The organism is Bradyrhizobium sp. CCGE-LA001, from assembly GCF_000296215.2.
Lineage (GTDB): Bacteria > Pseudomonadota > Alphaproteobacteria > Rhizobiales > Xanthobacteraceae > Bradyrhizobium.
Genome location: NZ_CP013949.1, coordinates 5,996,611 through 6,010,919, shown reverse-complemented (window position 1 = coordinate 6,010,919; position 14,309 = coordinate 5,996,611). Strand labels below are relative to the sequence as shown.

Annotated in this window: 9 protein-coding genes; 3 read left to right on the top strand and 6 right to left on the bottom strand. The window is 61.4% G+C overall.

Features of this window, described 5'->3' with window-relative positions; translation table 11 throughout:
- Positions 1-2 precede the first annotated feature (2 nt).
- Together BCCGELA001_RS28100 and BCCGELA001_RS28095 are read left to right on the top strand one after the other, a co-directional pair.
- Entirely contained in the window at positions 3-1,109 is a 1,107-nt protein-coding gene (locus BCCGELA001_RS28100) for an acyltransferase family protein (protein ID WP_008561288.1), read from the top strand.
- Positions 1,106-2,194: an acyltransferase family protein gene (locus BCCGELA001_RS28095; protein ID WP_008561287.1), complete on the top strand. Its 1,089-nt coding sequence runs from the start codon at positions 1,106-1,108 to the stop codon at positions 2,192-2,194. Before BCCGELA001_RS28100 ends, BCCGELA001_RS28095 begins: the two co-directional genes overlap by 4 nt.
- A gap of 17 nt (positions 2,195-2,211) precedes the next feature.
- On the opposite strand, the gene BCCGELA001_RS28090 is transcribed toward BCCGELA001_RS28095, so the two are convergent.
- Complete coding sequence (locus tag BCCGELA001_RS28090; RefSeq protein WP_236840757.1) at positions 2,212-3,327, bottom strand: glycosyltransferase family 4 protein; 1,116 nt, start codon at positions 3,325-3,327, stop codon at positions 2,212-2,214.
- A gap of 1 nt (position 3,328) precedes the next feature.
- A complete protein-coding gene (locus BCCGELA001_RS28085; RefSeq protein ID WP_083543404.1) occupies positions 3,329-4,162 on the bottom strand; it encodes a polysaccharide pyruvyl transferase family protein in 834 nt (277 codons plus the stop codon).
- Positions 4,163-4,271: 109 nt separating this feature from the next.
- Here BCCGELA001_RS28085 and BCCGELA001_RS28080 point away from each other — a divergent pair, with 109 nt between their 5' ends.
- Complete coding sequence (locus BCCGELA001_RS28080; RefSeq protein ID WP_236840756.1) at positions 4,272-5,753, top strand: lipopolysaccharide biosynthesis protein; 1,482 nt, start codon at positions 4,272-4,274, stop codon at positions 5,751-5,753.
- Positions 5,754-5,780: 27 nt separating this feature from the next.
- Here the strand turns inward: BCCGELA001_RS28080 and BCCGELA001_RS28075 are convergent, their stop codons facing one another.
- The 4 genes from BCCGELA001_RS28075 to BCCGELA001_RS28060 all read right to left on the bottom strand — a co-directional run bounded on the left by BCCGELA001_RS28075 (position 5,781) and on the right by BCCGELA001_RS28060 (position 14,295).
- Positions 5,781-6,905, bottom strand: coding sequence for an acyltransferase family protein (locus tag BCCGELA001_RS28075; RefSeq protein ID WP_008561270.1), 1,125 nt, complete (start codon positions 6,903-6,905; stop codon positions 5,781-5,783).
- 252 nt (positions 6,906-7,157) lie between these two features.
- The gene (locus BCCGELA001_RS28070) at positions 7,158-11,066 is read right to left on the bottom strand and encodes a hypothetical protein (RefSeq protein WP_008561267.1); all 3,909 of its coding nucleotides are present in this window, start codon (positions 11,064-11,066) and stop codon (positions 7,158-7,160) included.
- A gap of 563 nt (positions 11,067-11,629) precedes the next feature.
- Complete coding sequence (locus BCCGELA001_RS28065) at positions 11,630-13,021, bottom strand: hypothetical protein (RefSeq protein WP_008561263.1); 1,392 nt, start codon at positions 13,019-13,021, stop codon at positions 11,630-11,632.
- Positions 13,018-14,295 carry a glycosyltransferase family 4 protein gene (locus tag BCCGELA001_RS28060; protein WP_060736808.1) on the bottom strand — a complete coding sequence of 426 codons (1,278 nt, stop codon included), beginning with the start codon at positions 14,293-14,295 and terminating at the stop codon, positions 13,018-13,020. Before BCCGELA001_RS28060 ends, BCCGELA001_RS28065 begins: the two co-directional genes overlap by 4 nt.
- Positions 14,296-14,309: the final 14 nt, after the last annotated feature.

Sequence of the window (14,309 nt, the reverse complement as noted above, 5' to 3'; positions counted from 1 at the left end):
CGATGCATAAACGGCTCGCATTCATCGATACGCTGCGCGGCATTGCCGTACTGGCCGTCCTGGTCCAGCACGTCTTCGAGGTCATTCTGGAAAAGCATCCGACTGGTGTCTTTTACGGACCCCTCCATGACATATTCGGCTACTACATGAACTTTGGCCGGTTCGGCGTCGTGTTGTTCTTCTTCGTGAGCGGCTTCGTCATTCCGTTCAGCTTCCCGGACAGCGCCACGCCGGTGCGCGATTTTACGATCAGCCGCTTCTTCCGGCTCTATCCGGCTTATTGGACCTCGATGGTGGTCGGGCTCGTGTTGATGCAGCTGCTGGATTCGAAGAGTTATCCGCTGGGGCAGATCGCCGCGAACGTGACGATGTTGCAAACGTTCGTGAACGTTCCGAACCTCTGGGTGTTCTACTGGACCCTGGCGATCGAGCTCTTGTTCTATGTCGGATGCACCATTCTCTTTGCGATGGGACTCTTGAACCAGCGCTTCACGGCGGTGACCATCGTCGTTGCCGCCGCGCTGGTCGGAACCACAGCTGCACTCTTCGTTGAGAGCAGGGCAGTCTCCTCGGTGATGGAGGTGGGGTTGAACCTGTCGGCGATGTTCCTGGGCAAGATCATCCGCGACACCGTCATTGGTGGCAAGCTGCGATGGACCCATGTGGCCGTCTGCACGGTTCTGTATGCTATCTTCGCCGCCACCCTGTCCGACCGCCGGTTCGGCGGCGAGTATCACGAGAATTTCTTCTACAGCTATTCGATCGGATCGGCCTATATCTGCGCGGCGCTGGTCTTCATCGGCTTTGCCGTGTTCGGCGAGCGAATGGCCTGGCGCCCGATGGCGTTCGTCGGCGTGATCAGCTACTCGGTCTACCTGATGTCGCCGTTTGCGATCGTCGTCATCCATCGCCTCTTTTGGTTCGGCGACGGGCCGCTGGGATGGTCGATCTTCCTGGCCGTGATCCTGGCGTTGTCGATCCTCGTCAGCTGGATGACATTCGCCTTCATCGAGAAGCCCAGCATTTCCTTCGGGCAGAGGTTCCGCTCTGCGCGAAGAAGGCCGGTCGTGCTCGAACCGGCCCTCAGCACCCAGGGTGCCGCAGAGTGATCAAGGCACCGCACCAGCCCGGCGTCGCCTATGATGGATCGTTCGTTCCTTCGGTCCAGGGTCTTCGCGCCATCGCGGCGCTGAGCGTGCTGATGGATCATTTCTACGACATGCCGAAGGCAGGCATGTACGACATCCCCAATCCTGGCTTCCTGCCGCCGCTCTGGCTTTGGCTGCAATCGGTGATCAATGTCGGCGGTCACGGCGTCGAACTGTTCTTCATGATCAGCGGCTTCCTGATACCTGCAAGCCTCGTGCGGCACGGCTCGCTGTCGCGGTTCTTCTACGACCGCGTCCTGCGCATCATGCCGGTGTTCGTCGTCCTGCATCTTGCGCTGTTCGCGATCGGGCCGATCGTGGCCTACAAGTTCTTTCGCGGGATCGATCTGACGAGCTATCTCGGGATCTTCGCGGCCAACCTGTTCTTCGTGCAGGACGCGCTCGGCCTGCCCATCGCCCAGCAGAATGCCTGGACGTTGACCTATGAGTGGGCGTTCTACATCTGGTTTGCGCTGACATTCTCGATGTGGCGCCTCGGGGGCCGGCTGCTGGCGGCGCCCTTGATCCTGCTGGGTGTGGCTTGCCTGATGCGCTGGCCGATCACCGCATTCTTCTGCATCGGCATGCTGTTCAGCGCGACCGGGTTTCGCATCTCCATTCCCGGACGCCTCGGGCTGCTCGCGGGCCTCGCCTGCGGCGTCGCCCTGTATGCGAGCCTCATGCTGTTTCACCCATTCGTCGGGCTCATTCCCGGATTTTTGCTGTTCGGCATGGTGCTGGCCCCGGAATCAGGCCTCGGCAGGGCGCTGAGCACGCCGGCGCTCCAATATATCGGCAAGATCAGCTACAGCCTCTATCTCGTGCATCCCTTCGTGCTCTTCCCCCTGCAGGTGATCGGCCTGAAGCTGGTCGCCGCCGGCGTTGACCGCTGGCTGCTATGGGCTGCCTTCATCGCGCTCGGGCTGGTGATGTCACTCGTTGCGAGTGCGATCACTTATGAACTGATCGAGGTGAGGCTGAGGCGCCTGTTGGACGGCGCGATCCGCGGCATGTTCTTTCGGCCGCAGATCGAGCAATCGGTTTGAGGGACCGCCGCTGGCGCTCAGCTCACAATGCGTGCGGCGAGCTTGTAATAAGAGCCGAGGAGCTGTTCGGCGATACGATCCCAGTTCAATAGGCCAGCCGCAGTCTGCCGCGCGCCCTCGGTCAATGTCGCGACAAGAGGCTTCGAGGTCAGCACGCGTTCGAGTGCATCGGCGAGTGCGTTGGCGTCGCCCGGAGGTACCAATAGGCCGTTGACGCCGTCCGTCACGACATCAGGGATGCCGCCGGTGGCGCTGGCAACGACGGGCCGGGAATTGCCATAGGCGGATGCAAGCACGCCGCTCTGCGTTGCATCCTTATAGGGCAGGGCAACCACGGTTGCGGATTGAAACAACCGTCCAGTCTCCGCAGGCGAAATATAGGCGTTGATCGTCTTGATGGTCGGCATCGCCTCCATCCGCGCGCCGAGCCGCGTCATCTCGGGGCCGCGGCCGGCGACGATCGCCTCATGCGCAACGCCGCGCCGGACCAATATGTCGATCGCATCGATGAACACGTCGAGGCCCTTGTAGGCCCACATCCGCCCAAAAAACAGGATCCGAGCTGCTTCCGGCGCGGTGGGCGCGGCCTTGGCTGGCGGAACCATGAGCACGCCGTGCATGCTGGAAACCGTGTCGCCCTTGAAGCCGGGAGAAGCGCGCCGAAAATCGGCAATACAACTCTCACCATGCGTCGTGACGACAGAAGCGGCCGCGCGCATGCGCTCGCGCCAGGCATCCTCACGGGCCGAGGTGCCGGAGCCGCCCTCCGAATGTGGAATCGCATCGTGAACCGTCAGGACCAGGGGAATGCCGAGCGGGCGGAGCAGCTGGATCAGCCTGGACGTGTAGATCTCCGGAACTTCGTGACAATGAATCACGTCCGGACGAAACGATATGATGTCGAGGAAGGACGCGGGGATGCCGATCGCGCCGCCACGGCGAAGGCTGAGGTCGCGGATCCGCGTCTCGAAGGGCGCAGTCACGGCGATATCTGCAAGTTCCCATTGCTGGTTGGCGTCCTTGCGGTTGAGCACCAGGCGGACGTCGCAATGGTGCGCCAATCCCGCTGCGAGCCGGTAGGAATATTCTGCAAAATGCGGCGCGTAGATGGCCACGCGGAGGCGCTTGGCCATGTCAGCTCTTTCCGCTCCAGAGGTCGATCGGGAATGCATTCATCAAGGCACGATGGTCGAAGTTGAGGCGCGCAGCTCCACCCATCTCGCGACCTTCGTCAATGCTTGTGGCAAACTCGACGTCGAACCGGCCAGTGCCCTCGTAATAGTCACGATACTTGAACTCGGACTCCGCGCTGCTCAGTCGCACGTAGCGAGCCGGTATGCCGAATGCTTCGGCGACGATGAGGCCGTGGAGCGAGCTGGCCAGAACCAGTTCAGCTTCGAGAATGGCTTCAATCCGCCGGTTCCAGGATCCCAGCGGTGAGACCACTGTATCGGCGGTACGGTCGATGAGATTCAAATCGTGCAAATTCGGAACAAATACCCACGGCTTCTTGGCGGTCGGTTGAAAGCGATTCGGAAACAGCTGAGGAAGCAGCAGCGCCGGGTCTCCGAACACTTCGGGGACTGCGATGCCCCGGCGCTGCAGAACCTCCCGTGTACGAGGGCCCCGCACCGCACGCACGTCCAGGTTCTGCACGCGATAGTTGAGGCCGTCCTGGCCGGGGCGCCCGTTTACGCCGCTTCCCCAGACCACATCGCCGTTTCGCGCGTAATGGAGCACGGAGCCGATCGCGAACAAGCGCGCTTGCCGCGGCACCTCGTCGGCGAGCGTATAGCCGAAATGCCGCAAGAGATGGTCGACGACGACGATCGAAAGATGGTCGCCGAAATTGATCGTTCCGTCGTCGGGACGCCAGAAGAACAAGTCTACGTGCGGATAGGGAAGTGGATGAATAAAGTCGCAACCGACCTCGTTGATCAGCCGTCGTAAATTGCCTCGAAAATTCATGCTGCCTCGGATTGTAGCTGCTTTCTTGCCGTAGTGTCCTCGTAAACAAGGCGACTATTGGACCATTCAGCCAATGGTTCCCCGACGAATGTCGGCCTAACTCGAAATCGTGACAGGCTTTCAATTGCGCCACGAGATTATCAAGCCGCGCTCGATCGTTTCGGGCGTCATCTGGTCCACACTCGATTCCGCGGTCGGGCAGGCTCTTACGCTCGCAATCTACATGATCATGGCGCGGCTGCTGTCGCCGCAGATTCTCGGCATCGTGGCAACGGGGGCGCTGGCGCTCGAATTCTGCCGGGCAGTCCTGATCGAGAGCATCGCGATCGCCGTCCAGGCGCGCCCCGAGCCGAAGGACGAGGATTACACTGCCTCGTTTTGGCTCATTGCGGGCCTCTCCTTGTTTGCAGCGCTCGCACTGTTCGCCTCGAGCGGCGCTGTCGAACGATTCTCCGGTCTTTCGGACCTTGCCATCGTTCTCAAGGGATTTTGCATCGTGGTGGCCGTGCAAGGCCTCTCACGGACGCACGAGGCCTGGCTGACGCGCAATCAACTCTTTCGATCCCTCGCCATCCGCTCGATTTCTTCAATCACGGTAGGCGGGGCCGTAGGGATCGCGCTGGCGATACAGGGGTACGGCGTCGTTGCGCTGGTCGGACAGCTCGTCACGACTTCGTTGATCTCGCTGGTCAGCCTTTGGATCCTGACGCCTTGGCGCCCTCGGCTCCGGGTCAGCCGGCGGGCTGTTATCGAGCTCCTGAGCTATGCGCGCTACGTGGCGCTGACCGGAATCACGAACTTCGCCAATGCCAATTCCGATCTGATTTTCGTCACTTGGTATACCGGCGCCGCCGGCGCGGGCTTCTATAGCCTCGCCAAGCGCCTGGTCAACGCCGTGAGTACCGTGATCGGAAATGCGTTGAACCGCGTGTTCTTTTCGACCATCGCCGGCCTCCAGCATGACCGCGAAGCGTCGCGTTCGACGCTGGTCGACTTCGTCATGTACACGTCGCTGCTGACGGCGCCGCTTTTCGCCGGCATAGCGGCTCTGGCGCCGGATCTCATCGCTGGTTTCTTCGGATCCAAGTGGGGCGAGGCCGCCCCTCTGCTCGCGATCATGTCGATCACCGGATTCCTGACCACGATCGGCCTCTACAATCACTCCGTGATCTTGGCATTCGGCAAACCGCACTGGCAGACCTGGCTGACGCTGATCTACGCGGTTTCGAACATAGCGATCTTCATCGTCGCCGCGCCGTTCGGCCTTATCGCGATTGCTGTCGGCTACGTCGTTCGCGCCTTGTTGCTGTATCCACTGTCCGCCGGAGCCTCGATGCGGATCCTGTCGCTCGGAATCAAGCCCTATGCCGCCGCGCTGATGCCCGCACTTGCCGGCTCCGCGGTGATGGCATGCGCCGTGGTTGGTGCCTCCGTTACCATGCCCGCCACGTCGCCATGGCTGCGTCTCGCCGCGCTCGTGCTGCTTGGTTGTTCGGTTTATCTCGTCGTCGTTGTGGCAGTCGCCCGACCGGCCGTGATGCGGATATGCCAGGAAGTCTTGAATCGTGTGCGGCGATCACCGAGGACCTAGCTGCAAGATCCGGCCTTTGCACTCCACCTAGCCTGCCTTGGCCGCCTGTCTGGCCTCGGAAAGATCGAGCGGTTCAGCCTTCGGGATGCGGGCTGATCTTGCATCGCCGGGTGCCAGCCGATTGATCAATTTTCGAGCGGGATTTTCGACATAGCGATATGTCACGTCGGCAACGACCGTCAGAACGATGCAGCAGACCAACGCAAACACTGGAAACATGCTTGGTTGAAGTCCGAAAAAGTGCCAGGCCGGCTTGAAAAGCAGGATCAGCAGCACTTCGTGCACCATGTAAATCGCATATGATGTGTTGCCGAGGCGGCCAAGCCAGTCAGAGCCGGGAAACCGGGCGAAGGCGCTTTCTCCGGTGGCTGTGACCAGGATCGCGAGAGAGAACAGGATGATTGCAAGATCGGGCTTGGCAAAGAAGTTGAGGACCAGGATCGAGACGACAAACAGCGCTATTCCGGCGAATGCGACCGGTTTCTTGCGATAGTCGCTCGAGAGCCTGAACAGAACGGTCAGGAGAATTCCGTTCAGGAAGCTCGGAAGGGCCCGCAGGATCCCGAAGTCGAAGGTTGCCCCGTACATCTGCGAGCGTTCCTGCCAGATCGGCAGGTGCGCATGGGCGAGGATTCCATAAGACAGCGCCACGACGATCGCGAGCATCAGCGGCGAGATCCGGCCCGCCAGCAGCATAAACAATGGGAATAGAAGGTAACAGAACAGCTCGGCGCTAATGGACCAGGCCGGCGAGTTGAAGCTGAGATGATCTGTGATCCCCCACGCCTGCACGAGGAAGAGGTTGTGAACGAAATCCGTCCAGCTCGCGTGCGAGGTCGGGCCGGATATGCCCATGAGAGCAAGGACCGCGAATATCAACAACGTGAGCAGATGCAGGGGGTAGATTCGCGCGATCCGCCTCACCAGGAAGCGCGCATAGGAGCGCAGGCCTGTCGAGTTTGAAGGGTAGGAATAGGAGATCACGAAGCCGGACAGGATGAAGAACATGTCCACGAACAGGCCGTAGGACCCGTTCCAGGCCGGCGAGATACCCTTGTCGATCAGCTTCAGGTGGAAGATGAAGACCCCGAGCGCGGCGACGAAGCGGTAGAAGTCGAGAACGACGAAACGTCTAGCTTCACTGGCTTCCATCGGGTCTCGGTATCCTTGCGCGGTTCGTCGCCCTTCTAGGGGCGAATTGTGACGCAAGTTCGCAACGCGCTGGCTGATGCAGGCGCAATCGCGGCGACCCGCTCGAATTCATAGGACCCATCCAATTGTGGATGGCAGTCAGTCTTCTGCTCATCGATGAGGCAGGCGCCCGACAAACGAACAGGGCCGGGACCTTGCAGGGTCCCGGCCCCCTTAGCGCTGTTGGCGCCCGTTTGGGCAGATTCGCCGTGCTCAGACGAACAGGAAGTCGTGGCTCGTCAGGCTGGAGGCATAGACGTTCTTCAGCAGGATCGTGTCGTTGGCCGAGAACGTGATGAGCGCGTTCATGCCGGACTGCGTGATCTGCAGGTGGCTGTAGTCCGCGGCCAGCAATTTTGAGATCGCGATCGTGTCGTGCGTCGTGCCACTGCCGGCCTGGAAGTTGAGGATCTGGTCCTGGCCATGATCGTAGGCGATGGTGGTCGAGTTCGGCGCCGCCGAGAATATGTCGTTGCCGGCCCCGCCCTCGATCGTCACTCCGCTTGCGACGGCCGTGACATTGTGAGTCCCGTCGGTCTTGGTCTGATCGATGAACTGGAGCGCGTTGGCGGGGTTGTAGTTCTCGTGCTGCGTCGTGCCGGCCTGTCCGTTGAAGTTGAATAGGAAGACGTCCTTCGAGCCGTCGGCGTTGTTGGCGATTTCCTGGGTCTTGACGCCGGCGCTGTTGTAGATGTCGGTCAGCTTGCTGCCGTCGTTGTGGACGACCTGGGTATAGTCCAGCGTGCCGTCGGCGTGAGTCCGGGTGAGCTCGACCAGCTTGCCCGAGGCATCGAGATGCTGATGCTGGGTGGTGTAGGACTGCCCGGTGACGTTGTAGTTCCAATTGTCCGACGTACCATCGGCGTTCTTGATGTAAGCCGCGGACTTCACGCCGGCGGTATAAACGGTCGTGGAGCTGTAACCATCGCTCTTGGTCGTCACCTCGCTGGTGATGACCCCCTTGGCGTCGTACCAGTCCGAGGTCTTGGTACCATCGGCCGTCTGCGTCAGCGTGAAAGCCAGGCTGTTGTCGGCGTGGGTGCGCACGATGTGAGTGAGGAAGCCGGTGGAATCGTAAGTGTCGTGCTCCGTCGTGTAGTTCTGACCGACGACGTTGAACAGATGGACATCCCTCGAGCCGTCGGCGTGGTAGTCGGTCTCCATCTTCTTGACGCCTGCCGCATCGTAGGTCGCAACAACGCTGCTGCCGTCGTCGTTGACGACCTGGGTATAGTCGAGCGAGCCGTCGGCATGCCAGCGGGTCACCTCGGTCGTCTTGCCGGCCGGATCGAGGTGCTGGTACTGCGTGGTATAGCTCTGACCGGTGATGTTGTAGCTGTAATTGTCCCGGCTCATGTCAGCGTTGGTGATGTAGACCGCGGTCTTCACGCCATTGGTGTACACCGTGGTCGAGTTGTACCCGCTTGGCTTCTGAAGCACCTCGCTGGTGAGAACGCCGTTGGCGTCGTACCAGTCCGTCGTCTTGGTCCCATCCTTGCTCTGCAGCAGCTTGAACGCCATGCTGCCGTCCGCGTGCTTCCGGATCAGCGTCGTGAGGAAGCCGGCTGCATCGTAGACGTCGTGTTCGGTCGTGTAGTTCTGGCCCTTGATGTTGAAGAGGAAGACGTCCTTGCTGCCATCAGCGTGATGCTCGGACTGTTTCGTCTTTACTCCCTTCAAATCATAGGTGGTGACGACGCTGCTTCCGTCGTTGTTGACGACCTGGGTATAGTCGAGCGTGCCATCCGCGTGCTTCCGGGTCACGGCCGTCACCTTGCCGGACGGATCGATATGCTGGATCAGCGTGGTGTAGCTCTGACCGGTGATGCCGTAGGCATAGTTGTCCAGGCTGCCGTCGGCGTTCTTGATATAGGCTTTGGTCTTGACGCCGTTGCTGTAGAGCGTTGTCGAGGTGAAGCCGTCGGCCTTTTGGACCACTTCGCTGGTGAGGCTGCCGGCGGCATTGTACCAGTTGGTCGTCTTGGTGCCGTCGGCCGTCTGCTTCAGCTCGAAAGCCATGCTGCCGTCCGCATGCAGGCGCGTCAGGGTCGTGAGGAATCCGGTCGAATCGTAGACATCGTGCTCGGTCGTATAGTTCTGACCCTTGATGTTGTAGGTCCAGACATCCTTGCTGCGATCGGCATGGTAGGCGGTCTCGACCAGTTTCACTCCCGTGGCGCTGTACAACGTGATTACGCTGCTGCCGTCGCCCTTATAGACCTGTGTCGAATCCAGCGAGCCGTCGGCATGGCTGCGGATCACCGAAGTGACCTTCCCCGTGGCGTCGAGATGCTGCACCTGGCTGGTGAAGCTCTTGCCCTGGACGTTGTAGGTGTAGTTGTCCTGCGAGCCGTCCGCGTTCTTGACATAAGCGGCGGTCTTCACCCCGTTCGTATAAAGCGTGGTGGAGTAATAGCCGTCCGTCTTCTGCACGATCTGGCTCAGCAGAGTTCCGGCCGTATTGTAGGTGTCTGTGGTCCGGACCGCGTCGGTGCCGACGTGAACGAATTTCGTCTTCACGCCGCCGGTGTAGCTGATCAGGTCCTGGGAGCCGTCGCTGTAGACGACAGTGGTCGAGGTCGGCTGGCCGCTTGAATTGAGGCCGGTGTCGGACCTCGAAAGCAGCTTTCCGCTCGAATCGTAGGTCTTCGTGTTGGTCCAGGTCGCGGCCGAGTTCGTCACCGAGAACGAATATCCGCCCTGGATCTTGGACAGCGCGCTGCCGTAATGGGCGATCATGTAGTCCATGGTCGCCTTCGAGGCGACCTGCAGGACGTGGGAGTCGGTCAGCGTGATGGTCTGGAGTGCCGTCGAGTCGCTCAGGTCGGACAGTTGCGGCACGATCTCTGCAGCCGTCCCGGTGACGCTGGTCCTTGTGTCTGACGCGGGCGGCGTGGTCGGAGGCGCGTCGATCTCGATGATCACGGGGTGATCGCTGACCGGAATGGTGATGGTGCTGACGTCGGTGTAGCTGGCGATCGCCGTGGTTCCCGTCAGCGTGTCGTACACCTTCACCGTATGATGTACGCCGCCGAGGTTCACCGTGACGGTCTTGGTCGGATTGGAAATCTCGGTATCGTTGGCGTCCTTCCAGAGCTTTGGCTCCGCCCATACGACGAGCTCGTAGGCGCCGTTGCTCTTGCCGAGCACCATGCTGTTGCCCGAGTCCGGCATGTTGCTCAGGGTGTAGTTCAGCGGATCAGTCGGCTGCTGGCCGCCCTTGCCGTCATCGGCCAGAATGGTCGTCAAATTGTGGATCGCCGTCGCGGCGAGCTTGGGCGTTCCGTCGGAGTTGAACAGGCCGAAATTGGCTTCGGGATTGGTATTGGCCGCGGACGAGTCGCGGTCGAACAGCTCGTAGAGGTAAGTCGAGCTCACGCCGGCCTTGTAGGCATCAACCAGCGTGTTCAGGATCGACTTGGCCTGCACCGTCTCGTTGACGCCGAGATATTGGGTGTTGGCCTGCGTGGTGTAGCCGGTCTCCGTGATGACGACGGGCTTTCCCGGCGCCGCGTGCATGACGGCGCTTAGCGTCGCCGCAATGGAGCTGCTCGGTGTCAGGCTGGTGCTGACATAGGCGTGGGCGTTGGCATAATCGACCGAGCCCGACATGTTGCCGAGCTGGCTGTAGCCCTGGGGATCGTTGTAGGCCAGTGACAGATTGAAGACGGGAATGTTGGCGAGCGTGGCGTTGGCATTGACGGCCTGGTAGAGCGCGCTCTGGAATTGGGCCGCGGCGCTGAGGCTCGAGCTGCCATTATAGCTGAAGGGCTGGTGATTGGCCTCGTTGAGCCCTTCGATGGCGATGATGCTGCCCGAATAGCTGGTCGCGAACTTCTGGAGCGAGGCGATGTAGTTCTGCAGCCCGGCCGCGCCGGATTGGGGCAGCGCGGACGACACCAGGAAATCGAACTTGTAGCCGGCGGCCGCCAGGCCCTCGACGACCGGTTGCGCAGCGGGGCTGGTTCCCATTGCGTCGCGGAGATGGGTGACACCGAGATATTCGAGGCTGTCGGCCATCAGCGCGAGATTGTTGTAGCCGGTCCATCCGAAACCGGCATGCGTGTTGACGCCGATGGAATTGGTGAAGCCGCTGGCGGAGAGGATGGTTTGATCAGGCATTGCACACTCGAGTTCTTCAGCGCGAGCAAAATTGCTCGCAGGATTTGCGTTCAAGCTTCACTGTCGAGTGTGAATTTCAGATAAAAATAGAAGCTACAAATCGTGAGTGAAACGCTGTTCCTTGTGATGGAACAGCTCGACTCGTGTTGCAGCAGAATGTTGATGCGATGCCGGTGCAGGATGGCGCGAGAAAGGCGCTTTTAAGATTTCCACGGTTTGCACTGCTGAATATGTGCGCATGCCGCACGCATTCGATCGAAGCTTCGGCTTGAGAGTGTGTCAGGCGGACGCGGCGCTGGGAGTCGCGACCAAGTGAAGCGTCTCGTTGCCGAGTCCGGTGCCGACTCTTTCGTCTGCATCATCGGATTGCACAGGGAGTCGGCAGATGCCATTTTCATGGGCGAGCAATCCGATGGAATTGACCGCACTGGTTGTGCCGTATTTTCCCGGATGTGGCCCTTCGGTTGGATCGGAAAGGCGTAATGGTTCCGTCCAGGAAACTGAATCGGCGCCGTCGCCCACGGCTCAGTTGCTGGCCTGCTGTTCGTGCCGAGTGCTGCGAATTAGCCGCGGCGGGCCAGCATCAGGAAATCTCCACGCCATCCGACGAGGGCCGTCGCGATTGCGGCAATCACGATCTTGCCGGCAAGCCATGCCGGAGGCTCGGTCGGCATCGTGCCGAGTGATCCGATCAGGACGGCGGCCACGAGCGCCTGCGCGACCAGTGACCAGCGCGGGAATGCCTCGAACCGCAGGGTCGGACCGAGCGCGACCAAAATCGTTGCCAGCGTGGCGAGCGAAGCGCAGCCGACCGCTTGTCGCGGCGACAGGCCGGCCCAAACCGCGGCCAGCGCGATGGCCGCGACGATCGCGAGCTGGCCGGCTGCAACGACCACGAGCCTGGTTGCGAGCTTCTCCAGATGCGGAACGACCGCGACGGTCGCCTGCAGATGCGTGTGCAGGAAATAGAAGGCGGCCACCATGGGCGCGGTCGTCAGGAAGCCGTCCAGGCTCTCCCGCGGCACCAGGATGCGCGCGGCGTCCGGAATGAAGCCGACCAGTCCGCCGAGCAGCACGAGGGTGGTGCAGATCATGAACTCGAACATGCGCCGCGCCGACTGGACGGACTTCGTGACGGTCCCGCGCTCGAAGTCCTTGACCACTTCGGGGTAGCTCACAGTGTGGATCGCTGCATTGAGGACCCAGAACGGACGTTGCAGAAGGTCGAGCGCGATCGAAAATCCGGCACCTGCTCCGGTCGCGCCCAGCCGGCCAATGACGATGAAACGGAGCAGCACCGGCACCGACAGATGGATGACGGATGCGCCCGCCGCGAGCATGCCGTAGCGGGCGAAGGTCTTCCAGTCGGCGAGCATCGCCTGCCAGGAGGCGCGCTCCAGCGGCGTGCGGTATGCGATGAGGCCGGCGACGAGCCCCAGCGTGTGTCCCAACGCGATCCCGAGCAGCGCGGCCTCAGCCGTTCCTGAAATCCTTCCTCCCACCGCGGCTCCGGCCAGAAGCGCGGTGGCGCGCAGTGCGAGAAGAGAGGAGGCGACCCCCAGCCGGTCGGACAGACGTACCGTCAGGAAATACAGATCCGTCACTCCCTGGAGCACGGATATGCCGAGGCCGAGCGCGATGATCCCTGCCGGCAGCGTGCTGGCCAGGAATGCGCAGCTTCCGACCGCCAGCAGCGCGCCCGCACTCGACACGCCGGCTGCAAAAAGCGACCACCTCAGCCGCGCGGCCTCGTCCTCCCCGGCTGCTGCCAGAAAACGCAACCCGGCGAGTTGCAGCCACTCGAACATCAGGACGCAGAGCAATTGGCTCGAGGCCAACGCGAGGGAAAAGCTGGTGTAGTCGGCAGCGGGCAGGAGATGGCTCACCGCGAAGATCAGGATGATCGCCGCGGCGCTTTGATAGACGTAGCCTGCCATCGCGAACAGGCGTGTCATCGCGGAAAGAGGCGCTCCTTGCCGACGATGGCCGGTGCTTTCGATGCTTCAGTCGTTGCCGCGCGCAAGTGCGACATCCGCTGCTCTCGCAATTGTTCATACAGGTTCTTGTATGCAGACAGCACGTCGGAAAATATCCACTTGTTGGTATCCGCAATGAGACGCCGGCTGATCTCGTCGATCTTGTGGGGGTCCGCCGCGACGTCCAGCATGCTCTTGGCAAGAGATTTCGGATCGGGTTCGGTCAGCCAGCCGGTTACGCCGTGCTCGATCACCTCGGGCATGCCGCCAAAGCGCGTTCCGAGCAGCGGCCTGCCGGCCGCCTTGGCGTCGGCGACGACGAGCGGACCAGGGTCGTGCCAGATCGACGGGGCAATCACCACGTCGACCTGCTTGTAGAAGTCGTCCGGCACCACGAATCCCATGAACTCGATACGCGCATCCGGCGCCAGCGCCTTGAGGCGCCGTTGTTCCTCGTCGCTGACGCGACCGGCGATCATCATCCGGATGCGATCACGGGGCAGCATGGCAAGCGCCCGCATCAGATTGTCGATGCCCTTTTCCTCCGTGAGGCGACCGATGAATCCGAACGTCACCTCGGTGGTGCAGACCGGACGTGGATAGGGTTCACGCGGCGGCTCGGTCGAGGCGTTGCGGATCACGGTACGGATCGGCGTCTCTGCGAACATGCCCATGTCGGTGTGGATCGACAGCACGCGCTCGCTCACGCCGACCACGGCGCTGAGCCAATGCGTGGCCCGCTTGCGATGAAAGGTCAGGATTCCGCAGCTCGTGCAGGTGTGCTCGCAAGACCTTCCCTTGTCGAAGCGCGAGCAGCGCGGGCAGGTCAGATAATAGTCGTGCAGCGTATGAAGCACGGGAACGCCGAGCTGGGCGGCGACGCGCCAGATCGCGGTGGTGAGGCCCGACAAATTGTTGGAGTGCAAGACGTCCGGCTTGAAAGCCCGGATGCGCTCGGCGATCAAGGGAGCCTGCATCTGCCAGTCGTCGACGGCGTGCCAGATGCTGCGCAAGGCGACGTTCTTCTGCTCGGTGAAGGGCGCGTAGACGTTCTGCACCGGCGCGGAATAGACGTTGATGCCGTTGCAGGTTTCGCGCGCCTGATCGGGCGTGGATGCGGTCCGGATCACCTCCACCTCGTCGCCGCGCTGCGCCAGGCCTTCGGCGAAACGTCGCGCGAAGATCTCTGCGCCGCCGACGATCTTTGGGGCTTGAGGCGTCGGATAAAGCGTGGACGTCAAAAGAACTTTCATCGCGTCAACCTCAT